This is a genomic window from Ruminococcus sp. 5_1_39BFAA, assembly GCF_964240875.1.
Taxonomy (GTDB): Bacteria; Bacillota; Clostridia; order Lachnospirales; family Lachnospiraceae; genus Blautia_A.
This window is the reverse complement of record NZ_CAXSVO010000042.1, coordinates 1-22,108: the sequence shown is the minus strand read 5'-3', so window position 1 is coordinate 22,108 and position 22,108 is coordinate 1. Positions and strand designations below refer to the sequence as shown.

The window sequence follows — 22,108 nt, the reverse complement described above, 5'->3', positions numbered from 1 at the left end:
CCCCCCCCCCCCCCCCCCCCCCCCCCCCCCCCCCCCCCCCCCCCCCCCCCCCCCCCCCCCCCCCCCCCCCCCCACCCAATCCATTCATTTAGTAATTCAGACTATACAAATGCCACTTTTTATGTTTCTAAGTGGCTACTGTGCTTTTTATAGTTTGCCCATATTGAATTGCAAAGAGTTTATTATGAAAAAATGTAAATTCCTGATAGTTCCATATTTATCATGGGTCGTTATTTTATGGGTAAAAGGAATACAAACATCCCCTGATAATGCAAATATAAAGGTTCTTTTAAGTAGCATTATAAATTCTCAATTTTGGTTTTTGAGATTATTATTCTATATTTTTGTTTTGCTAGTGGCTAAAGAGATAATAACTGTTCGCTTAAGAAAAAGAACTAAGTATCATGAGTTTATAGCTTTTGCATTTACAGTAGTTATGTCTGTGATTGCATCTGCATTTCCGGGATGTGGAGGATTGTACAAACACTATATTTTGTTTTTATTTGGCATATTAGTTCATTATATCGATAACCAAAAAATACTTACAGCTGGTAAAGAGAGAGTGTTTGCGTTGATTACGGGGACATCATATGTGCTATGTGTTTGTATGATGCTTTGGGGGAGCAATCAAATTTTAGTAAGATTATCTGATTACGCATCTGCATTTTTGGGAGTAGTCTCTATCTATTATCTAATAAAATCGATATGTATTTTCTGTGTTTCAAAATCGATGATTTTTATTGGGAAACAAACATTAGGTCTATATGCATTCCATTGGTGTGTATTGTTTTCTATGGGATATGGTAGATTTTCTTGCATATTAGAAAGTGCGATGAATGATATGTTGAAGGCTATAGTTTTAACTGTGATTTGGTTGGTGGTTTCTGTTGGATTTGTTAGGGTTATATCAATCAATAGGTATATAAAAGCTATACTCATAGGATGATTCAAGAGAGCAGTTGTGCATGCTGAAATATTCAAAGAGCCCACCAGTGGATGCAGAAATGGAATCTGGAATGGGTATATAGACTGATTCAAGATCCTAAAAGATTGTTTCAGAGATACTGGCACACAAATACAAAATTAATATGGAATGCAATGATTAAAGGAAAGTAATGTTGCTAACAGATATTTAGCAACAAATTGAGATAATGAACCACATTAGTGGCAGAAAGAGGAAATATTATGAAGAAACAGTATAACATTGCAGTTGCTGGCACCGGTTATGTTGGTCTAAGCATTGCCACGCTGTTAGCTCAGCATCATAAAGTTACCGCAGTTGATATCATTCCTGAGAAGGTTGAACTGATCAATAATCGTAAATCTCCGATTCAGGATGAATATATTGAAAAATATTTGGCTGAGAAAGAGTTGGATTTGACCGCAACATTGGATGCAAAGGCAGCATACAAGTCTGCGGATTTCGTTGTTATTGCCGCACCGACTAACTATGACAGTCGTACACAGCATTTTGATACTTCTGCGGTTGAGGCGGTTATTGATGTGGTCATGGAAGTCAATCCTGATGCCATTATGGTCATCAAGTCCACAATTCCTGTTGGCTATACCGCATCTGTTCGAGAGAAAACTGGTAGCAAGAATATCATCTTCAGCCCTGAGTTCCTGCGTGAGAGCAAGGCTTTGTATGACAACCTGTATCCTTCTCGCATCATCGTTGGTACTGACATGGATGATTCTCGTTTGGTGGAAGCTGCACACACCTTCGCTGCATTGTTGCAGGAGGGCGCTATCAAGGAAAATGTAGACACACTGTTCATGGGCTTTACTGAGGCAGAGGCAGTAAAGTTGTTTGCAAATACCTATCTTGCTCTGCGTGTTAGCTATTTTAATGAGTTGGATACCTATGCAGAGATGAAGGGGCTGAACACCCAACAGATTATCAACGGTGTCTGTCTTGATCCTCGCATTGGTACTCACTACAACAATCCGTCCTTTGGTTATGGTGGATATTGTCTGCCGAAAGATACCAAGCAGCTGCTGGCAAACTATGCAGATGTGCCTGAGAATTTGATTGAGGCTATCGTTGAATCTAACCGCACTCGTAAGGATTTCATCGCTGATCGTGTTCTTCAGATGGCTGGCTATTACAACTATGCGGAGCATAACCAGTACGATGCCGGAAAAGAAAAGCCTGTTGTCATTGGCGTATACCGTCTGACCATGAAGTCTAATTCCGATAACTTCCGCCAGAGTTCAATTCAGGGTGTTATGAAGCGAGTGAAGGCAAAGGGGGCGACTGTTGTGATTTATGAACCTACGCTGGAGAATGGCACGACCTTCTTTGGCAGCAAGGTAGTGAACGACTTGGAGCAGTTTAAGGCAATGTGTGATTCTATCATTGCGAATAGATACGACGCTTGTTTGGACGATGTTCAGGATAAAGTATATACAAGAGACATTTTCCAGAGAGATTAATTTATGAGGTTAGGGGAGGAGAAAAGATGTCAACTTCCAAAGAAAATATCAAATACGTTCGTAAGGTTGATAAGAGTCAAATCCCAACCTGCAATATTATGGGCGTAAATATCGCAGCTATTAACATGGAATGGTTGCTCGAATACCTTGATAAGAATATTGATCTCCTGCACGGAGACTATATATGTGTTACAAACGTACATACCACTGTGACGGCTTATGAAAACCCAGAATATTGTAAGATTCAAAACGGTGGACTAATGGCAATTCCGGATGGCGGGCCTTTATCTACAGTTGCTCGCAAACGAGGATATACAAATATTGAAAGGACAACTGGACCGAGCTTAATGGGAGAGATCTTTCAGGTATCATCCCAAAGAGGATATTCTCATTTCTTCTATGGAAGCAAAGAAGAAACTTTAACTTTGCTTGAAAAGAAATTAAGAGAAAACTATCCAGGAATCAAAATTGCTGGTATGTATAGCCCTCCGTTTAGACCGCTAACAGAGGAAGAAAATGTAGCTGTAGTTGACATGATTAATGCAGCAAAGGCGGATTTTATTTGGATTGGATTAGGAGCACCAAAGCAGGAAATTTGGATGTCTGAACATCAAGGAGAATTGAACGGCTTAATGATTGGTGTTGGAGCAGGATTCGATTACTACGCTGGAAATATACAAAGAGCACCCGAATGGATGCAACAAAGGAATCTAGAATGGGTATATCGTTTATTGCAAGACCCTAAAAGATTGTTTCAGAGATACTGGCATACAAATACAAGATTTATTTGGAATGCATTTATACGCGGTAAATAATAACATCTAATCTTCAGGAGGAAGTTAACAATGAGATTTAAAAGCTTGAAATTATTGAGGTGTAAATTATTACTTTGCCTGAAGAGGAATATAACGATAGGTAAAAATTCAACATTCGGAAGAGGATCTATCTTTTGGGCGCCGAATAAAATGACAATAGGTGATAATGTTTACATTGGAAAATACTGTACTCTTCAGGCTGACATCGAAATAGGAAATAATGTTGAAATTGCAAATACTGTAGGCCTAATAGGAAAGTACGATCACGATTACAGTAAAGTAGGCGTTGCGATTAAAGATGCTCCTTGGATCGGTGATAAGGATTATGATTTTAAGGGAAAGGGCCAGAAGATTGTAATTGAAGATGATGTGTGGATTGGATATGGCGCAGTCGTTTTTACAGGTGTAACTGTACATAGAGGGGCTATCATTGCCGCTGGAAGTATCGTAACACATGATATACCATCTTATGCTATTGTTGCTGGAAACCCAGCACGCATTAAAGGATATAGATTTACTGAAGCTCAAATAGAACAACATGAAAATATTCTATATCAAAATGCTAAATAGAATTGGTAATTTGATAGGGGAACAACTATGAAATTTGGATTATTGATTACAAGTGTAAGTAATTTTGGAATAAAAGGATTTTACAATGCTCAAGAAATAGGATTGGCGAAAGCTTTGAGCGAGTATGCGAATAAAGTAGAGGTTTATAAGCTAGTAGATTTGCAGTCTAATGAGGAATCATATGAGTTAGAGGGATATAAAAACATAAGAGTTTGTCTTATCCCAGCAAAGCATTTTGGGATTAATGGTTTCCCAAATGTTGATGCATTTAGTACGGATTTGGATTGTATTTTACATTTTTCAGACACTCAGTTTAGTGTTCCAACAGTTTATGGTTGGGCTAAGAAGAATAATATTGCTTATATCCCCTATATCGGGGTGTTAGAAAGCCACAGTACTAGTGTAATAAAAAAAATAATAACAAATTTCATGTTTAAGCGAAATGTATCAATCTACAAAAGGCTAAGCTGTTTTGTAAAGACACCCACGGTTGGTCGACAGTTGAAAACTCTAGGTGTGAATCGTGTGTCGGTTATGCCTGTAGGATTGGATTTGGATTTATTGCATTCTGATTATCTCAACACGCCCAAGTGTGATCTGTTGGAAAAATATAAATATAATCAAAATGATAAAATTATACTGTTTATCGGAAGAATGATAGCAGAAAAAGAACCGCTGTTAATGCTGGAAATACTAAAACAATTACATCGAGAAGATACAGCGTATAAACTCTTGATGGTAGGAACTGGTCCTTTAGATGACGCAGTAAGTAATTATATTAAGGAAAATGCCCTTGAAGAAATTGTTACAGTATTGCCTAAAGTACCGAATTCTGAAATTTGGGAATTATACAGACTGGCTGATGCGTTTGTAAACCTGAATAAGCAAGAGATTTTTGGTATGGCTATTTTAGAGGCGTTATTCTATGACTGTAAAGTAGTGGCGTGGAAGGCTCCAGGACCAGAATTGATTATAGCAGATGGTGTAGGAATTATCGGGGATGATGTTTCATCTATTGTAAAAGGGATTAAGGAAACACAGATAAAAAGTAATGTGGCACATAACCACATATTGAGAAATTACACATGGAAAATCACAGCTGCAAAGATGTATGCAGAGGCAGAAACGATAGTGGGTAGAAAAAAATGAAAGTATTAGCGATATTTACATGCTTTAATCGCGTAGAAAAAACAATAAACAGTATAAAGAGTTTAGTTGATGGAAATAAGAATTTAGATTTTGAGTTTATTGTTGTGGATGATGGAAGTAAAGACGGTACTGTTGAAGAACTAAAGAAGTTGAGCAATACAATTCCAATTTATATTATGCAAGGTACAGGTAGTCTTTTTTATTCGGGCGGAATGCGGACAGGTATGGAGTACGCATTAAAAAGTTTGAAAAAGAAGTATGATTATCTGTTAATGATGAATGATGATGTTGACTTCTTTGAAAACTGTATATGTGAACTTGTCAGTCAAAGTGTAGAGAAGCACGCTGTAATTGTGGGAACAACATGTAACCATGAAGGAAATCTCACATATGGAGCAATAAAATATAGGTCCGGATATAAATATGATACATTGGGTATAAATCAGTCTACCATTCAAGCAGATGCTTTTAATGCTAACTGTGTGCTGATACCTTATAGTTTTTTTTGCGAATGCGGTTCAATAGATTCACATTATATTCATTCGTTGGGTGATTTTGATTATGGCTTAATGTTAAAAAGGAGGGGGTATAAAATATACCCTTCCAATAACTATTGCGGATATTGTGAAAGAAACAATATTAAAGGATCATGGCTAGATACAACACTTTCGATAAAGAAGCGATTGGAACTAAAAGAGACAAATAAAGGTCAACCCAAAAAACAGTGGTTCTATTTCCTTAATAAAAATTTTGGACTTATTATTGCTGTGAGGGGTGTTGTAACATCATACTTGCGTATCATGTTAAGGAGATAAGGATGTTAAAAAAAATATTGAAGGACATTGCACAGATACATAATACGATATACAACAGAATTGTATTTTGGAGAAGGAAGCCCCGATACGTTGAAATGCCAAGAATTAAGGGGAAAATATATCTTGTATCCGATAAAAACGCAATTTCTTTTGGAAAAAATGTGAGAATTAATTCTAGCCTTGAAGCTAATCCTATTGGGGGAAGTGTCCGAACAATTTTATTTTGTGAGCCGGGTGCAAAAATCGAAATTGGAAATAATGTTGGGATATCAAATTCGGCAATCCATGCATCTCAGTCTGTTGTAATTGGCGATAATGTGTTGCTGGGTGGTGATTGCAGAATATATGACACAGACTTTCATAGCGTACAATATGAGCACAGAATTGCTACACCCGATCTTAATGTTAAGAAGGCTGCTATTAGAATTGAAAACGGCGCATTTATAGGAGCAAACTGCATGATTTTGAAAGGTGTGACTATAGGCGCAAGAAGTGTCGTAGCTGCTGGAAGTATTGTCACCAAGAGTATTCCTGCTGATGAATTGTGGGGCGGAGTTCCTGCTAAATTTATAAAGAAAATATAGAAAAGGAGGAGAAAATTTAGTGGATAGTTTATTCAGAATAATTTGTATTATATATGCAATTTATGCAGTTAGAGTAATAACACATCCTACTAAGATGATTCCGTTCTTAGCTGTCTCTTGGACGATAGATGCATTTAGGCAGGCTTATGTTTTTTCTGGTGCTGTTATATCAACAGGTATTACAATCTATTCGTATGACTTACCTATTATAGTAATGTTTGCAGTAATGGTATTGTGGAAAAGAGAAAGATATACGCCGAGAACTATATTACCATTAATAGTTGTGCTGCTAACAATTGTAGGTTCTATGGTATCTGGTTTGAATAAGTATGGAATGAATTTGTATTACTTAACGGATGTAAGAATTTTCCTTTCGTTAATTATACCGATATTTTATTTTATTATGTATCCGGTTTCGTTTGAAGAAGAGGATATTCGAGCTATAAAAAATAATTTAAATATTTTGTTAGGATATAGCTATTTTACTTGGGCTTTACGTTTAACAACCGGTATAAATTTGGTGCCAAATGAAGTCCAAGGTGGTTTTCGTGTTTTTGGATCTACGACAACTTTTATAATGGCCGCGATAGCATTATATCTTATTTACTATGAAGTTTTTGTCGGAGATAATAAAAAGATTTCAGCACAAACAATATTGACGACAGTAGCAGTGATTATAATGCAGCATAATTCAGTGTGGGCAGCCTTTATTGTGGGCTTAGTATTAATAATTATTCTTTCTTGGATAGAAAGACCGGATAGAAATATTGGTTACATATATAATGTTAAGGCTTTTAAACAAATAATTATATTGGTTATCTTTACGACTGTTGTATTATTTGTTTGGAAAGATAATCCGATTATGAATGCGATATCAGGGTCATTGGATAAGTATAGCCAATTTGGAACAGGTGAAGGTACCATTGGATCTAGACAAACGATATGGGCGGCTTATATTTCTTTACTTGAAAACAAACTTCAATGGTTGATGGGTCAGCCATTCGGCTCAGGATGGTTTGTTAATTATCGAGGAGCTCAGATGTTTGCACCACCGCATAATGCTTATGTAGAAGGCGTTATGCGAATTGGGTTGGTTGGAACAATTGTGTTATTTGGAACACTGTTACACACAGCAATCTCTGCTTTGTTAAAGCGTAGAGTAATAATATTTGCGTTGTTTGTCTCTTCGTTTGTTTATCTGTATGCTTATATGTTTTCTTGGCAGATGTCCTCGTTATGGGGAATTCTTATTGGTATGACATTAACATTACAGCCAGTCTATTCGGAAGAAGTAGACGAGATAGATGAGATCAAATATTAGTTTGACGAAAGGATGTGTTAGTTGTGAATGAGAGGAAAATAATATCCACGACCAGAGTGTTCGGAGTGTGCTTAGTTGTACTAGGACATTCTTTGACAGAGGCAGTGAAAGCGAATAATTTTGCATTAGATGTTTTAAGCGACTTTATTTACAGCTTTCACATGTTTTTGTTTTTCTTTCTAGCAGGGCTACTGTTCGAAAAAGGTCTTAAAAAATACATAAATAATCGAAAAAACTTTATAATAAACAAAGCTAAATTATTGTTGTATCCATATGTGTTTTTATCACTATTTGGATATTTGCTTGGTTTTATTACTCAAAGATTAGGATATAGTTTATTGTCCCCAGAAGAATTAGAACCTGTGAATATAGCAAAAGCATTTCTGTTGAATGTTAATCATTTCGACACACATATTTGGTATATATATTTTCTTTTTATCATATTTGCTGTCAATATTTTATTTCCAAAAATATTGATGAAAAATCAAGCACTGTGTGTGCTTGTGATATCCGGTGCTTTTTACGGAGTACTAAGTTTAACTGGAGTAAGAATCAACACATTTCTATATTATTTAGTGCCGTTTTTAATGGGAAGGCGAGCATTTGGAGATGATGGAATAAAAAAAATCGCAACAATGAATTGCTGGAGAATTCTATTAATTGGCGCAACATTTGTCGTGAGCAATTGTTTGATGCTTTATATCGATTCAATCTCAGGGATTACTAATCCGATCATGGGACAGGTAAAAATTGGTTTGTATTATGAAATAAAGATTCTTGCTGGTATTACCGGAACAATTGGAATAATTTATCTAGCATATATTATTTCAAAAAGAACCAAGGGGTTGATTGTAAATGTTATAGATGATTATTCATATGCGATATACTTGCTGCATCAACCATATCTGACAACGGCATGCATGGCTATTGCGAGTCGAATTGTGGGATTAAATATAATATCTGTTTTGTTTACCTTTATTGTGAGCATAACAGTATCTATAGCAGTTACAAAATATATAATTCGCAAGGTAAATCTGTTGCACTTAGTGGTTATTGGCAATAGATAGAAGGAGAGAGTAGAATGAAAGTTTTATGGTTTGTAACTCAACCATTAAAAATAATAGCTGAAAAAATTAATCCATCTCAGGTTTTATATCGCGGAGGATGGCTTGATGGAATCGCTTCAGAAATCATCAGACATGATGAAATAGAGCTGGCGGTATGTTTTCAAAATAATCAGAACTACTCTGTTAAAAATGGAAAAATATCAAACATTTCATATTATATAGTAAGACAGTTACCAGACAATACTCTTGCTGATGATATGTATAAGGCGGAAATAGAAAATGTGCTGAAGGATTTTAAACCAGAGGTAATTACGGTATTTGGTACTGAACATTTTTTTCAAACAGAGGTGTTGAAATATTTAAATCAAAGTAGCTATGCAGATGTAACAACAGTTTGGATTCAAGGCTTAGTAGGTGTCTATTATGGTCATTATGATGCGGGAATTCCGGAGAAAATAATAAATAGAGTTACAATTAAAGAGTTGTTGACTAGATACACGACCAAAAAAGATAAAGAATCGTTCTATATTAGAGGTAGAAACGAACGACTTGCCTTAGAAAATGTAAAGAATGTGTTGGGAAGAACTCGTTGGGATAGAGCTACTACAGCTTTATTCAATCCAGATTCAAACTATTATCATTGCAATGAGACTTTGAGACCTTCGTTTTATGAAAATACATGGTCACTGGAACAATGTGAAAAACATTCAATTTTTGTCAGCCAGTGTCAAACTCCTATTAAGGGGTTTCATAATATAATAAGTGCTATTGCAAATCTGAAAAGGGACTATCCAGATCTTAAACTTTATACAACGGGAAGAAATCTTTCTACTCCATCCTTTAAGTTAAAAATGAGATTTTCTTCGTATGAAAAGTACATTCATGAGTTGATTGTAAAAAATCATTTACAGGAAACAATCATATTTATGGGATTTCTTAATGAAACGGATATGTGCCAAAGATATCTAAATTCACATATTTTTGTGTCAGCGTCGTCTATAGAGAATTCACCAAATTCAGTTGGAGAGGCAATGCTTTTGGGGGTGCCTACCATTACGAGTTTTGTTGGTGGTGTTGCTGATCTAATGCAAGACGGGGTTGAGGGATTTATTTATCAGCAGGATGCACCGTATATGATGGAGTTTTATGCAAGAACAATTTTCGAAAATAATGAGTTAGCAGAGACTCTTTCAAGAAATGCTAAGAAACGAGCAGAAGAAACTCATAATCGTGAGAAAAACTATGCAGAGTTATTCGCTAATTATAAAAAAATCGTTGATTTAGCAAAAAAGCAGTAAGAAGGGAAAATAAATGATAGGACATAAAATAAGATGGCTTTATTATTCTGCGACTAGCAAGATTCGTTGGAAGTGGATTAGACATATTACTGAAGAAGCGTATTATAAGAAAGAACATAGGTATGCTTGCCGCATTGTTAAAGGGTATGAGGCATCCGCAGACTTTCTTGCAAATAAGATAAGTGAAGGTGAACCTTTTATGGCGGCCCGTTATGGGTTAAGTGAAATGTTTGTTATGAGATCCTTTGCATGTAAATTACCGGATAAACAAGAGAAGTCTTTGGAGCAGTTAAGAAAGTGGTCGGGTTTTTTTCCTGCTACAAATGAGAACGGTCAAAAGTTTACTGACTTGATGATAGAAAGTAGCCGTTTGACGGATTATTTAGCGGTAGGTTTCCAGGCCATGGAAGATTATTTCATTAATGAATATATGAAAAAAGATGTATTCTTATCAGAGTTCCGATCTTTTGAACCGTGGTATGGGAATAATCCGTGGACTCAAGCATTAAAAGGTAAAAAAGTATTGGTAATACATCCATTTTCAAAAACGATAGAAAGTCAGTACAAAAAAAGAGCATATTTGTTTCCTGGCACTGATATTTTGCCAGAGTTTGAACTTCATACGGTAACCGCAGTTCAAACGGTAGCAGGGCAGCTAGATCCGAGATTTAGTTCTTGGTTTGAAGCGTTAGAATATATGTATGATGAGGCTTTAAAAACAGATTTTGATATCGCATTAATTGGTTGTGGCGCCTATGGATTCCCGCTGGCGGCTAAGCTGAAAAAGGCTGGAAAAATGGCGATTCATATGGGTGGCATGTTACAAGTTTTATTTGGTATTAAAGGAAAACGCTGGGATGAAGATCCTATTGTATCTAGATATTACAATGATTGCTGGGTAAGACCTGGAGAAGATGAAAAACCTAAGAGCAGTAATGTTGTTGAGGATGGATGCTATTGGTGATATAAATGAACATAATTGATAGAATAAAGTATTACAAAAGTCGAATTCCGAACATTCCCCGAACAGTTCTATTTAATTTTTATTACTTACCATTAAAAGAAGCAATACATTTTCCGATATATGTCGGAAAAAAAATGAATATTGTTAGTCTTGGAAATCGAAATGCTATTCAGATTAACAAGAACAAGAGGGGTAGTATTTGCATTGGAATGAGTAAAGGAGCTCATGGTATTGCAGATTCGAGAGGTTGTTGGGATATCTCTAATGGTGCAAGTATAATTTTCAAAGGTGCATGTAATATTGCTTCTGGTGGGAAAATTGTAGTTAAGAAAAATGGAAAACTTGTTATAGGTGATGGATGTACATTTAATGCAAATTTATTGTTAGTTGTAAAGAAAAGCATAACATTTGGCGATGATTGTATGGCGAGTTGGAACACATCGTTTTTAGATGACGACGGTCATAAGATTCTGGATATTACATCAAACACCGAGGTGAATTTACCAAGTGAGGTAGTAATAGGAGATCATGTTTGGATCGGTGAGGGAGCACAAGTGTTGAAAGGTGTTCGAATAAATAATGATTCAGTTGTTGCTGCTGGGGCTATGGTATTTCATACCAAGGCACAGATTAACAGCAATGTAGTTTTAGCTGGCATTCCGGCAAAAGTAATAAAGGAACATATAATTTGGAGCAGAGATGCTTACGAATAAAGAGGTATGAAATGAAAAAAGCAGGTGTAATTACCATATATTCATCACAGAATTATGGAGCATATTTGCAGGCATATGCGATGCAAACGTATTTGAAAGGTAAAAACGTAGATGTAGAGTTTTTAAGAGTTCCTTTGAAGCAAATGAAGGCATTTCTTTGGTCTCTGAAAACAAAAAATATACCATTAATGCTATTCCGCATTAAACAAGCTGCAAGATATTGTTCTTCTAATTCTATGATTAATGTGGGAAAAAAAGAAAATGTTCATAGTAAATATGATTTTGTCGTAATTGGCAGTGATACATTGTGGGATGTATATAATGGTACATACGATCACACAGACTATTTTTTAGGGTTTGGCGTGAATGCAGAAAAGATTATTGCATACGCACCGACTTGTAATAATACAACTGTTCAGGCTTTTAAACAGGAATACGAAGAGAAAGCGGTTTTCGATAAGTTTACATCTATTGGTGTACGAGATCAGAAAACAGCAGATCTTGTGAGCAGTATTGCAGGATTTGAGCCCTTAGTTGTTACTGATCCAACATTCCTAATTGATGTAAAACAGTATCCGGTTAGTGATACGGTCAAAATTGATGGAAAATTCATGCTGGTTTACAGTTATGGATTTAAAGACCATGAAGTGCAGACTATTAAGAGTTACTGTAAAGAAAAGGGTTTAAAGACGGTTTCGGTTGGTTTGTATAATAAGTGGTGTGATTATAATGTTACTGCGAATGTAGCGGAATTCTTAGGATACATGAAAAAAGCAGATTGTGTTGTTACTTCTACTTTCCACGGAACAATATTTTCTATGCTATTTAATAAAAAGTATGCCACATATGCAAGAGATAACTATAAAGTGGTAGATTTGTTGCAAAAAACAGGAAGAGAAAATCATAATGCTAGTTGTTATGCTTTAGATGAAATCCTCTCGAAAAAAGAAAATATGCCTTACTCGGTTGAATTCGCTGAAATGATTAAGAAATCACAAATCTTTTTAGATGCTGCGGCAGAAATATAAACAGCAGATTCTTCTCAATATAGTATAAGAATGGGGGATATATTTGATAAATGGGTACAAATAAAGAAGAAAAAAATCAATATAATAAAGCATCCCGTACTGTAAGCTCAGCTAAAAATATGGCGTTTGCGGTTGTTGGTCAAATATCGAAAGAACTGCTGGCTTTCATTGTTAGAACAGTGTTTATTCGGATGCTTGCAGTTGAATATTTAGGTGTAAATGGTCTGTTTACAAATATCCTTTCATTTCTTTCGTTGGCAGAGATGGGAATTGGTAGTGCATTGGTATTTGCAATGTATAAGCCTATGGCAGACCACGATGAACTTAAGTTACAACAGTTGATGAGTGTATATAAGGCAGCATATCGAATTGTAGGAACGGTTGTTTTTACTATAGGATTTGCATTGACACCGTTCTTAGATTTCTTTATAAAAGATAAGCCTGATTTGCCAAATCTAGTGTTAATTTACATTCTCTATGTGATTAATACCGGATCAACATATTTCTTTGCTTACAAAGGTTCAATTTTTAATGCGGATCAACGTGCTTATGTAGTAACTAATAATACAACACTTTTCAATTTAATTCAGTCTATAGCGCGTGTTATTATTCTGATTACTACCAAAAATTTCATTGCGTATCTGACGATTTCTATCTTAGTTATTTATATACAGAACTTTAATATTTCACGTTTGGCGGATAAACAATATCCGTTTATTAAGAAAAAGCCTGAAACTAAATTACCTGCTGCAGAAGTAAAGCAGCTATTAGGAAATATTGGTGCATTAACGGTTCATAGAATTGGTGCAGTTGTCTTACACAGTTCCGACAACATAATTATCTCAAAATTTATTGGGTTAGTAGTAGTTGGCCTTTATTCTAACTACTCTATGATTGTAAATGCGGTTTCTGTAACATTTGATATGGTATTCAACGCATTCACAACGAGTGTAGGTAATTTGTGTGCAAGAGAACCAGCAGAAAAAATCTATCGAGTGTTCAATGCCCTGTTATTATTGAATATTTGGATAATTTCATTTTGTGTTATATCTCTTTATAACCTATTGAATCCGTTTATTGAGATTTGGTTAGGATCACGATTCTTGCTGTCAAATAGTTTTGTTCTGGCTTTAGTGTTCTCGTTGTATATGCAACAGTCTATTAAAGTTTGCGATATGTTCAGAACAGCAAGTGGACTATTTAAACAGTATATTTTCTTCCCAGTTGCACAGTGTATTGTAAATGTAGGAGTTTCTGTGTTTTTGGCGCATAGATTGGGTCTTGAAGGTGTGTTTATAGGAACAGCAGTTGCAATTATTACAACTCGTTTTTGGGTAACACCAGAGGTTTTCTTTAAGCTCAAACTTAAAATGCCTGTCTATAATTACTATATAAAATATGGCATCTTTACTGTAGTCGGTATTGTTGCCTTCATAGCAACGAAATTTATGGTTTCATTGAACCCATATACAGGAATTATAGGTTTGTTAATTTCATTAATTTGTTGTTGTGTAGTACCAAATCTAATATTTTTGTTAGTATTTTTTAAATCCGATGAGTTTTCTTATATATTTGGACTGGTAAAACAAATGATAAAGAAAAAGAAATGATGAGGTGGAAATATGTATACAAATGAAAGGAATATTCAAATTCTAATTTCATTATTAAAGCAATATGGTATAAAGAAAATTATTGCATCACCAGGAACAACCAATATGTCCTTTGTAGGAAGCGTGCAAAATGATTCTTGGTTTGAGGTGTATTCTTCTGTTGACGAGAGATCGGCGGCATATATGGCTGTGGGTTTAGCTGAAGAGAGTGACGAGCCGGTAGTAATTACATGTACGGAGGCTACGGCTTCTAGAAACTATATGTCTGCTTTAACTGAAGCGTTTTATAGAAAGATACCTGTTTTGGCTGTCACTGGATATCATGGTCAAAGTTTAGTGGGGCATCACGTTCCGCAGGTAATTGATCGCTCTGTGTTACCGAATGATATAGCATGTTGTAGCGTAGAATTGAGAACAATCCAATCAGCAGCAGATGAAAACGATTGTATAAGTAAATGTAACAAGGCTTTATCTGCGTTAACGCATAAAGGCGGTGGACCAGTTCATATTAATTTAGTTACAACTTTCAGCAGAGATTTTTCCGTTGGAACACTTCCGCCAGTAAGAAAGATAACAAGGCATCAGATATGGGATTCTATGCCAACAATGAATAGTTTTAAACGAATCGCTATTTTTATAGGTAGCCATCATAGATTTGATGATGATACTACAAAGCAAATCGAAGATTTCTGTGAGAGAAATAATGCAGTTGTTTTTTGTGATCATACGAGCAACTATTATGGTAAATACAAGATTAATTTTTCAATTGCAGCTTCTCAGGCTCAAATTAATAAAAATCGATATGCTGCGGATTGTATGATTTCTATTGGTGAGATTTCTGGAGCAGAGTGTTATATACCATCGAAAGAAGTTTGGCGTATATCTGAAGATGGAATTATGAGAGATACAAGGGCGAATTTAACACGTGTTTTTGAGATGCGACCGCTGGATTTCTTTGGACATTATAATTCTCAAGAAGTTTCTTGTGATATGACAGGTGAGTATTATACTACCTGTGTTAATATAAGAGATGGAATATATGAGAAAATGCCAGAATTACCTTTTTCTAATATTTGGATAGCAAAGAATTTATCTAAGAGAATACCTGAAGGTGCGAATATTCAATTTGCTATTTTTAATTCGTTGAGATCATGGGACTTTTTCGACTTGCCATCTGGAGTTACATCGAATTGTAATGTTGGTGGATTTGGTATTGATGGAGCGATGTCTACAATTATCGGTGCTTCGTTATGTAATAAGGATAAGTTATATTTTGGAGTTATCGGAGACTTAGCATATTTCTATGATATGAATGCACTTGGAAATAGACATATTGGCAATAATGTTCGCATTATGCTAATAAACAATGGGCGTGGTGTTGAGTTTAGAAACTATAGCCATCCTGCTGTGGTATTTGGTGATAAAGCAGATGATTTCATTGCAGCTGCGGGTCATTATGGTAATAAATCATCAATGTTGGTAAAGCATTACGCAGAGGACTTAGGGTATGAATATATGACGGCATCTGACAAAGAAACATTTATGACTCAGATTGAGTTCTTTGTATCTGCGGAGAAAAAAGATAAACCAGTCATATTTGAAATCTTTGTGGACTATGATGATGATAGAAATGCGTTAAAGCTGGTGCGAGATATTGAACAAGACAAGTCATATATGATGGCGCAATCTGGAAAGGCTAGAATTAAAAAGATGTTAGGAGACGATAATATTCGAAGAATAAAGGATATTATTAGAAAGTAAGCATAGAGGAGGTTTAGAGATGTCACTTTCAACGTATTTAAAAAGGCTTACAAATTATGTATTTCATGGCATTCCTAATAATATTGTCAAAGTGGAAGTTAAGTCTGTTGTGAATGGCAGTACTCTTACAGGCAGAACCATTCTAATTACGGGTGGCAATAAAGGTATTGGTTTGGCAATTGGTGAACGCTGTGTGCAAGAAGGGGCTAATGTAATTCTTATTGGAAGAAATGAAGATGATTTAAAAGCGGCTTCGTTGAAATTAGGAGAGCATTGTAGCTACATTAAATACGACTTATCTAATATTGAGGGTTTGGAAAAACTTTTAGAAAATGCTCAACAGGTATATGGTGAGATCGATTCTCTTGTTTGTAGTGCAGGTATTTCGTTGCATGAAAAGAATATATGTGATGTTTCAATCGAAAATTTTGAAAAACAGTTTAAGACTAATTTAGAGGGCGCATATTTTTTGGCACAAGTATTCATTAAGAAAAACTCTGATCGCGACAAAAATATCTTGTTTATTTCAAGTGAACGTGGTTTTCAATGTGACGATGTTCCATACGGTCTCACAAAAGTTGCATTGAATTCTCTTACAAAAGGGCTGTCTAGGAGATTTTATAAAGACGGTATACGTGTAAATGCGATTGCGCCGGGTGTAACAGCTACAGCGATGACTGGTAAATCATCGAATGATAATATGGCTAATAGCGGGCAAGTTTCAAAAAGATGGTTTGTTCCTGAGGAAATTGCAGAAGTTGCTTTGTTTTTACTTAGCGATGCATCGAAATGTATTTCTGGAGAAATTATTGCATGTGATGCGGGGCAATATATAAGTTCCTATTTTTAAATGCTATTAAGATTGAAAAGAAAGAATCTAAGGTGTTTAAAAAGAGTTAATGAAAGGCTACGCTACAAGAAATGTTTTTTCAGTAAATTTTGATACATCAATTCTGAATTAGGAAATTTGAATTAGTAAGTTCCTTTTCCTATCCCCCTCTGAAAAGGATAATAATAGGGGGATAGGAAGGGAGACTTTGCTATACTATGTTAGATGAAAAATGAATAAATATTGTGGAATAGCCTAAAGATAACTTGTTCAAGAAAATTGTTTGGTCATACACATTAGTTATCTATATAGCATTTACTCCAATGTAAAATTCATCTGATAAAAGTGCTACGGGTGTGTAGAAAGGAGTGCAAAAATGAATTGGCAAGAATTCATTTATAAAGCTGGAAATGTGCTTAGAAAAAAATTGATTATTTCCAACTATAATAATATTGATTATGAAAAATACTGTAAGAAGTATATGTCTTATCATCATATGCTAAGACATACAAGGAGTTCTTCAAAAGGATTGGAACAGTGTTATTTGTCCGCACGCCCGAATCCAGGAGCTGGTATTGGACATCAGATGGCAAATTGGATTGCTGGTTATTGGTTTGCTGAGCAGTTTGGTTTAAAGTTTGCACATATCCCATTTTCGTCTGTCAAGAACCCATTTGTTCCAAATAACTGGGATACATTTCTTGGGTTTGGAACTAATGAGGTGAAAGTTAAAGATCTGCTGAATTCTGGATGGAAAAGAGTTGTTCTCCCATTATTTGATGAAAAAGATAAGGCCCAGGTAGAGCGAATTGGTGATATAATAGCGTCTTACCAAGGTGAAAAAGTTGTATTTTTGTTAGAGCAAGATCAGTTCTATTTTAATCAGTATGACATATCTGATGTTCTACAAAATAAATTTTATAGTGTTCATCAGAGGAATAATGAAGAGTTGGTATATAGAGCTGATGAGTATAACATAGCTGTACATATAAGACGTGGAGACATTGTTCTGAAACCGGGGGAAGAGAATCCAAATTTAAAGATGCGGTGGATGGATAACGCTTATTTTGTTAATGCTTTGAAGTATACTTTATCCGAAATAAATTCTGAGAAACCAATTCATATTTATTTGTTTTCTCAAGGGAAAAGAGAAGATTATCCAGAATTTAATGAATTTGATAATGTGACATTTTGCGTTGATATGGGGGCTCAAGAATCTTTTTTACATATGGTTTTTGCTGATGCATTAATTACAAGTAAAAGTTCGTTCTCGTATAAGCCTGCATTGCTAAATAGAGGGTTGAAGGTCTGCCCTGAGAATTTTTGGCACGGCTATCCTAAAGATTCACAATGGCATCTTTTGAATGATGAAGGTTATTTAGATGCATAAATCGAATTCGATCGAAGAATTTATAGATTTGAATAAAATAAAATTTTAAGGAAGGATGACATTGATGTATAAAATTAGTGTGATTGTACCTGTTTACAATTCGGAAAAATATTTAGATAGATGTGTAAAATCTGTCATCAATCAAACATATCAGAATTGGGAGTTGTTGCTGATTGACGATGGCTCAACCGATGAATCAGGAAAAATGTGCGATCATTATGCTGCTTCTGACAACAGGATTAAAACTGTGCATCAAAAAAATGCACGTATTGGTGCTGCTCGAAACAGAGGCCTGGATATGGCAACGGGCGATTGTATAACTTTTATTGATAGTGATGATTATATTGAGCCAGATACATATGAAAAATCAGTTGAGCTAATGGTGAAATATAATGCAGATTTAGTTCAGTGGGACTGCGAATATTTTTTTGATGATGGGAAAAGTGCCGCTGATTTGAATCGAAAGAAGGATGAAACTGCTGCCGACGCTATTATTGTTGCTAATTCGGTTCAGGCAATGAGAATGTGTGTTATGCGAGACAGGGGAGATGAAAGATTCAATAATATTCAGATGTGTTCCCATTGTGTTTGGACTAAAATGGGAAAAAAAGAAATATTTGAGGGTGTTCGATTCCCGGTCGGCAAGGAGTATGAAGATGAAGCTATGCTTCATTATTTATATTATAACTCAAAAGTCACTGTTTTTGTTAATCGACGCTTTAGTCATTATCTGTTACGAGATAACAGCACAGTTCATACAATGCCTCTAAAAGGTACAGTTGATCATGTGGATGCTTATGATGATAGAGTAAGATTAGTTGAAAAAATGGGGAATATTGATTTGATAAAGTGTGCATACAATCATTATGAGCTTAGTTATATTCAGTGCTATAGTCGTGCAATGAAAGAAAAGAATAAAGTCGTGTGTCAAGATATGTTGGCACGTGCAAAAAGACTATTTAATGAAAAGTCGAAATATTTATCAGTTGCAGACCGTTTTATTACGAGGATGTTCACGCTAATGCCTAATGTAATGGTGACAATATACACTATTTATAGAAAGTCTAAGAACTAATCTGAAGATATAATAAGTATTTGAACATGATGATGAGGCGAGGAAGTTGCCTATGTGATGAATGTTTATTTTATGAGGAGGCAAATTGTGAAAGATGTAATCGCTTCAGTAATTGCTAATGTTTTAACTGCGTTATATCAACCATTCTGGTTTGCTTTGTTGTTTTCTATTGTATCAATGTTTGTATTTTTATTTGCTACAGATAAAGAAAATGCAGGACTAGGTGTGAAGCATTCCGTTATTATATGGTGGAAAAATTTCAGATATAATAAGAATTTCAGACAAATATTTTTTTTAGTATTCTACACGATTATGATTCTATTTAGGACTTTAATCAATAGAAATATGTGGTTAAACCCAGTATATGATATTTGGGGACAATGGTGGATATATAGTAAAGATCCAGCAACAGGTGAGCTGAAATTTACGACAGAATGTATTGAAAATATAATACTATTTGTTCCTTTCACATATTTCTTATTCAGTATAGATATTTTTCGAGAGAATATAAGAATTTATAATTTTGTAGATATTCTGTTAAAAAGTGCCCTTGTTGTTTTTAGTGTGTCCTTATCGATTGAATTTTTGCAACTGTTTCTTAGAGTAGGTCAATTTCAATTATCAGATTTATTTTATAATACTATAGGCGGTATTATTGGTGGCATGCTATTTTATGTTACACATAGAAAAAATTTGAAAAGATTTAGGAGAGAGAGTTGATGGATTTTTTTCCGATCATATTATTGTTTATAGTTCTGGTACTTTCTCTGGGGAAAAATACTGCAGGTGAAACTAACGCAAATGAGAGGAATCAACAATTAGCAATGCGAGGGGTTCATTAATACTTTTACGCAGGTAGTCTTTTATCAAAGCTTGATTATGAGGTTTCAATTTAAAAAGGACAATGTATTGAAATGGATAGGTAAATTGATCTCCCGTACTCAAACTGAGAATTTCCTTAGGCTTCGATACGGCAAAATGTGGCATCTAAACGAGGATTATCCTTATTCCTACAAAAGGCATGGTGAAAAATAGGCCCAATTCGGCATATTGATATGTACACACCGAAATCAAATTGAGAAAAAGGTGCGGCATATATACGGTGAAAATAATACAGGAAAGGCCAAGGTGAACCAATTATGCAATCTAATCTCTTTACATCTTCACCTTCCGTCCAATCCTCGCGTATCCTTTACACCCCATCACCGTTCGCCAGATCTTCGCTGCTTCATCTTCAGGAGGTCGGTTCTTTAACAGCGATCAGACCGCACACCAGCAAGCGTGAGAAATTGCAGTCTTACCTTTGCTTTATGGTTGAGGATGGGGAAGGAGAACTGGTCTATGAAGGAAAGAAGTATGATCTGAAAAGCGGCGATGTGGTCTTTATCGACTGCCGGAAGGCGTATAGCCACAGTACCGGTTTGAATCTGAGTGCAGGATTATGGTCCCTCCGTTGGTGCCATTTTTACGGCCCATCGATGCCAGCTATCTATGCAAAATACTGCGAACGCGGCGGCCAGCCGGTGATCCGTGGAGCCAGTATGGCCGTTGATATGGGCCGCGGAGGCGATATGGCTCGTGGAGACGATGTGTCTTGCGGTGCTGATGCGTCTCGCGGTGCTGACGTGTCCCAATACAAAACCCTCCTCACAGACATCTACACACTGGCTTCTTCTTCCGACTACATCCGGGATATGCGGATCAATGGAAAGTTAACTGATCTGCTGACGCTTCTGATGGAATCCTCTTGGCACCGTGAGGCTCACACCAACGCACCGAAGAAGATGGAAATCAGTCAGGTAAAATCCTTCCTGGACGAGCATTACAAAGAGAAGCTGTCCTTGGAATCCGTGGCCAGTCAATTCTTCATTGACAAGCACTATCTGGCCCGGCTGTTCAAAGAGCATTACGGAGTGACGCTGGTCACTTACTTGCAGCAGGTGCGGATCACTCATGCGAAACGGATGCTGCGGTTTACAGACAAAAGCATCGAGGAAATCGGTCTGGAATGCGGCATCGGAGAGCTGAACTATTTCAGCCGCGTGTTCAAGAAGCTGGAAGGCGTCAGCCCCAGTGAGTTTCGGAGGGTGTGGTAAAGGAGATAGGCGAGGAAGATGGATAGTAGTGTGATAAAAAACAAATAGCGCATCTTGATTTCTGCCGATTCCAGCTATATACTTAATACGCAATTAAACATAAGGAGTGTGTTCACCTATGCCGCGTCCCAAGGGTTCAAAGAATAAAGTGACAAGGAGTAAAGCACCCAGAAAAATTACTGTGGCCAACAACGACTTCGAGACTTTGATCGCTGAGAAAACCTCGGCGAAAGAGAATCTCACAGGGGAGATCGCAACCTTAGAAGAAAATCTCGCCAATATCAAAGCCGACCTGAAAGCGAAGAAGGCAGAGCTGAAGAAGCTGGATACTGAGCTGGGAAAACTGGAAGAACAGAAGGCAGCGTTCGATGCTAGAGAAGCAGAGGAAGCGAAGAAAGCGGAACTGGAAGAGATGATTCAGAAGCTGATGGCGGACGGTGTTTCGGCGGCTGAGATTCTGGAGAAGTTGAATTAATTGTTTGAAAATACGCCGTGTGGAAAATATTTTAGGGTAGTGTAAAATAGTTTGTGTTTCTGGTAAAAAATAACTCTTTTTTGGTAAGAATTCAGATATGACAATTCTTATC

Annotated in this window: 22 protein-coding genes; all 22 read left to right on the top strand. The window is 36.1% G+C overall.

The window, feature by feature from the left end; all coding sequences use genetic code 11:
• Positions 1-82: 82 nt before the first annotated feature.
• The 22 genes from ACESZH_RS22195 to ACESZH_RS22090 all read left to right on the top strand — a co-directional run bounded on the left by ACESZH_RS22195 (position 83) and on the right by ACESZH_RS22090 (position 21,996).
• Entirely contained in the window at positions 83-946 is an 864-nt protein-coding gene (locus tag ACESZH_RS22195) for an acyltransferase family protein (protein ID WP_373219970.1), read from the top strand.
• Between the two features lie 29 nt (positions 947-975).
• Complete coding sequence (locus tag ACESZH_RS22190) at positions 976-1,116, top strand: WecB/TagA/CpsF family glycosyltransferase (RefSeq protein ID WP_373218956.1); 141 nt, start codon at positions 976-978, stop codon at positions 1,114-1,116.
• Between the two features lie 69 nt (positions 1,117-1,185).
• Positions 1,186-2,436: a nucleotide sugar dehydrogenase gene (locus ACESZH_RS22185; protein ID WP_373218939.1), complete on the top strand. Its 1,251-nt coding sequence runs from the start codon at positions 1,186-1,188 to the stop codon at positions 2,434-2,436.
• Between the two features lie 26 nt (positions 2,437-2,462).
• Positions 2,463-3,251 (top strand): WecB/TagA/CpsF family glycosyltransferase, encoded by a 789-nt coding sequence (locus tag ACESZH_RS22180; protein WP_373218937.1) that lies wholly within the window; start codon positions 2,463-2,465, stop codon positions 3,249-3,251.
• Between the two features lie 30 nt (positions 3,252-3,281).
• A complete protein-coding gene (locus tag ACESZH_RS22175) occupies positions 3,282-3,821 on the top strand; it encodes a DapH/DapD/GlmU-related protein (RefSeq protein WP_373218935.1) in 540 nt (179 codons plus the stop codon).
• A gap of 27 nt (positions 3,822-3,848) precedes the next feature.
• Positions 3,849-4,970 (top strand): glycosyltransferase, encoded by a 1,122-nt coding sequence (locus tag ACESZH_RS22170; RefSeq protein WP_373218933.1) that lies wholly within the window; start codon positions 3,849-3,851, stop codon positions 4,968-4,970.
• On the top strand, positions 4,967-5,785 hold the full coding sequence (locus ACESZH_RS22165) for a glycosyltransferase family 2 protein (protein WP_373218931.1): 819 nt from the start codon (positions 4,967-4,969) through the stop codon (positions 5,783-5,785). The genes ACESZH_RS22170 and ACESZH_RS22165 overlap by 4 nt, the downstream gene beginning before the upstream one ends.
• Positions 5,786-5,787: 2 nt before the next feature.
• On the top strand, positions 5,788-6,369 hold the full coding sequence (locus ACESZH_RS22160; RefSeq protein WP_373218929.1) for a DapH/DapD/GlmU-related protein: 582 nt from the start codon (positions 5,788-5,790) through the stop codon (positions 6,367-6,369).
• A gap of 19 nt (positions 6,370-6,388) precedes the next feature.
• Entirely contained in the window at positions 6,389-7,690 is a 1,302-nt protein-coding gene (locus tag ACESZH_RS22155) for a hypothetical protein (protein ID WP_373218927.1), read from the top strand.
• A gap of 23 nt (positions 7,691-7,713) precedes the next feature.
• Positions 7,714-8,757 carry an acyltransferase family protein gene (locus ACESZH_RS22150; protein ID WP_373218925.1) on the top strand — a complete coding sequence of 348 codons (1,044 nt, stop codon included), beginning with the start codon at positions 7,714-7,716 and terminating at the stop codon, positions 8,755-8,757.
• A gap of 14 nt (positions 8,758-8,771) precedes the next feature.
• Complete coding sequence (locus ACESZH_RS22145; RefSeq protein WP_373218923.1) at positions 8,772-10,055, top strand: glycosyltransferase family 4 protein; 1,284 nt, start codon at positions 8,772-8,774, stop codon at positions 10,053-10,055.
• A 13-nt stretch (positions 10,056-10,068) separates the two neighbouring features.
• Complete coding sequence (locus tag ACESZH_RS22140) at positions 10,069-11,019, top strand: hypothetical protein (protein ID WP_373218921.1); 951 nt, start codon at positions 10,069-10,071, stop codon at positions 11,017-11,019.
• Between the two features lie 5 nt (positions 11,020-11,024).
• Entirely contained in the window at positions 11,025-11,732 is a 708-nt protein-coding gene (locus ACESZH_RS22135) for a hypothetical protein (RefSeq protein WP_373218919.1), read from the top strand.
• A gap of 11 nt (positions 11,733-11,743) precedes the next feature.
• Positions 11,744-12,760 carry a polysaccharide pyruvyl transferase family protein gene (locus tag ACESZH_RS22130; RefSeq protein ID WP_373218918.1) on the top strand — a complete coding sequence of 339 codons (1,017 nt, stop codon included), beginning with the start codon at positions 11,744-11,746 and terminating at the stop codon, positions 12,758-12,760.
• 50 nt (positions 12,761-12,810) lie between these two features.
• Positions 12,811-14,370: a lipopolysaccharide biosynthesis protein gene (locus tag ACESZH_RS22125; RefSeq protein WP_373218917.1), complete on the top strand. Its 1,560-nt coding sequence runs from the start codon at positions 12,811-12,813 to the stop codon at positions 14,368-14,370.
• A 12-nt stretch (positions 14,371-14,382) separates the two neighbouring features.
• Entirely contained in the window at positions 14,383-16,131 is a 1,749-nt protein-coding gene (locus ACESZH_RS22120) for a thiamine pyrophosphate-binding protein (protein ID WP_373218915.1), read from the top strand.
• 19 nt (positions 16,132-16,150) lie between these two features.
• Complete coding sequence (locus ACESZH_RS22115; protein ID WP_373218914.1) at positions 16,151-16,981, top strand: SDR family NAD(P)-dependent oxidoreductase; 831 nt, start codon at positions 16,151-16,153, stop codon at positions 16,979-16,981.
• 355 nt (positions 16,982-17,336) lie between these two features.
• Positions 17,337-18,350, top strand: a complete 1,014-nt coding sequence (locus ACESZH_RS22110) for an alpha-1,2-fucosyltransferase (RefSeq protein ID WP_373218913.1) — start codon at positions 17,337-17,339, stop codon at positions 18,348-18,350.
• A 64-nt stretch (positions 18,351-18,414) separates the two neighbouring features.
• Positions 18,415-19,425, top strand: a complete 1,011-nt coding sequence (locus tag ACESZH_RS22105; protein ID WP_373218912.1) for a glycosyltransferase family 2 protein — start codon at positions 18,415-18,417, stop codon at positions 19,423-19,425.
• 87 nt (positions 19,426-19,512) lie between these two features.
• Positions 19,513-20,145, top strand: a complete 633-nt coding sequence (locus tag ACESZH_RS22100; RefSeq protein WP_373218911.1) for a VanZ family protein — start codon at positions 19,513-19,515, stop codon at positions 20,143-20,145.
• Between the two features lie 569 nt (positions 20,146-20,714).
• Positions 20,715-21,521, top strand: a complete 807-nt coding sequence (locus ACESZH_RS22095) for an AraC family transcriptional regulator (protein ID WP_373218910.1) — start codon at positions 20,715-20,717, stop codon at positions 21,519-21,521.
• 118 nt (positions 21,522-21,639) lie between these two features.
• Positions 21,640-21,996 (top strand): hypothetical protein, encoded by a 357-nt coding sequence (locus ACESZH_RS22090; protein WP_373218909.1) that lies wholly within the window; start codon positions 21,640-21,642, stop codon positions 21,994-21,996.
• Positions 21,997-22,108: the final 112 nt, after the last annotated feature.

Coding starts and splice junctions, on each gene's coding strand:
- ACESZH_RS22115 (WP_373218914.1), top strand. CDS start 16,151: ATGTCACTTTCAACGTATTTAAAAAGGCTTACAAATTATGTATTTCAT.
- ACESZH_RS22175 (WP_373218935.1), top strand. CDS start 3,282: ATGAGATTTAAAAGCTTGAAATTATTGAGGTGTAAATTATTACTTTGC.
- ACESZH_RS22130 (WP_373218918.1), top strand. CDS start 11,744: ATGAAAAAAGCAGGTGTAATTACCATATATTCATCACAGAATTATGGA.
- ACESZH_RS22120 (WP_373218915.1), top strand. CDS start 14,383: ATGTATACAAATGAAAGGAATATTCAAATTCTAATTTCATTATTAAAG.
- ACESZH_RS22105 (WP_373218912.1), top strand. CDS start 18,415: ATGTATAAAATTAGTGTGATTGTACCTGTTTACAATTCGGAAAAATAT.
- ACESZH_RS22160 (WP_373218929.1), top strand. CDS start 5,788: ATGTTAAAAAAAATATTGAAGGACATTGCACAGATACATAATACGATA.
- ACESZH_RS22125 (WP_373218917.1), top strand. CDS start 12,811: ATGGGTACAAATAAAGAAGAAAAAAATCAATATAATAAAGCATCCCGT.
- ACESZH_RS22180 (WP_373218937.1), top strand. CDS start 2,463: ATGTCAACTTCCAAAGAAAATATCAAATACGTTCGTAAGGTTGATAAG.
- ACESZH_RS22185 (WP_373218939.1), top strand. CDS start 1,186: ATGAAGAAACAGTATAACATTGCAGTTGCTGGCACCGGTTATGTTGGT.
- ACESZH_RS22135 (WP_373218919.1), top strand. CDS start 11,025: ATGAACATAATTGATAGAATAAAGTATTACAAAAGTCGAATTCCGAAC.
- ACESZH_RS22140 (WP_373218921.1), top strand. CDS start 10,069: ATGATAGGACATAAAATAAGATGGCTTTATTATTCTGCGACTAGCAAG.
- ACESZH_RS22090 (WP_373218909.1), top strand. CDS start 21,640: ATGCCGCGTCCCAAGGGTTCAAAGAATAAAGTGACAAGGAGTAAAGCA.
- ACESZH_RS22170 (WP_373218933.1), top strand. CDS start 3,849: ATGAAATTTGGATTATTGATTACAAGTGTAAGTAATTTTGGAATAAAA.
- ACESZH_RS22165 (WP_373218931.1), top strand. CDS start 4,967: ATGAAAGTATTAGCGATATTTACATGCTTTAATCGCGTAGAAAAAACA.
- ACESZH_RS22110 (WP_373218913.1), top strand. CDS start 17,337: ATGAATTGGCAAGAATTCATTTATAAAGCTGGAAATGTGCTTAGAAAA.
- ACESZH_RS22145 (WP_373218923.1), top strand. CDS start 8,772: ATGAAAGTTTTATGGTTTGTAACTCAACCATTAAAAATAATAGCTGAA.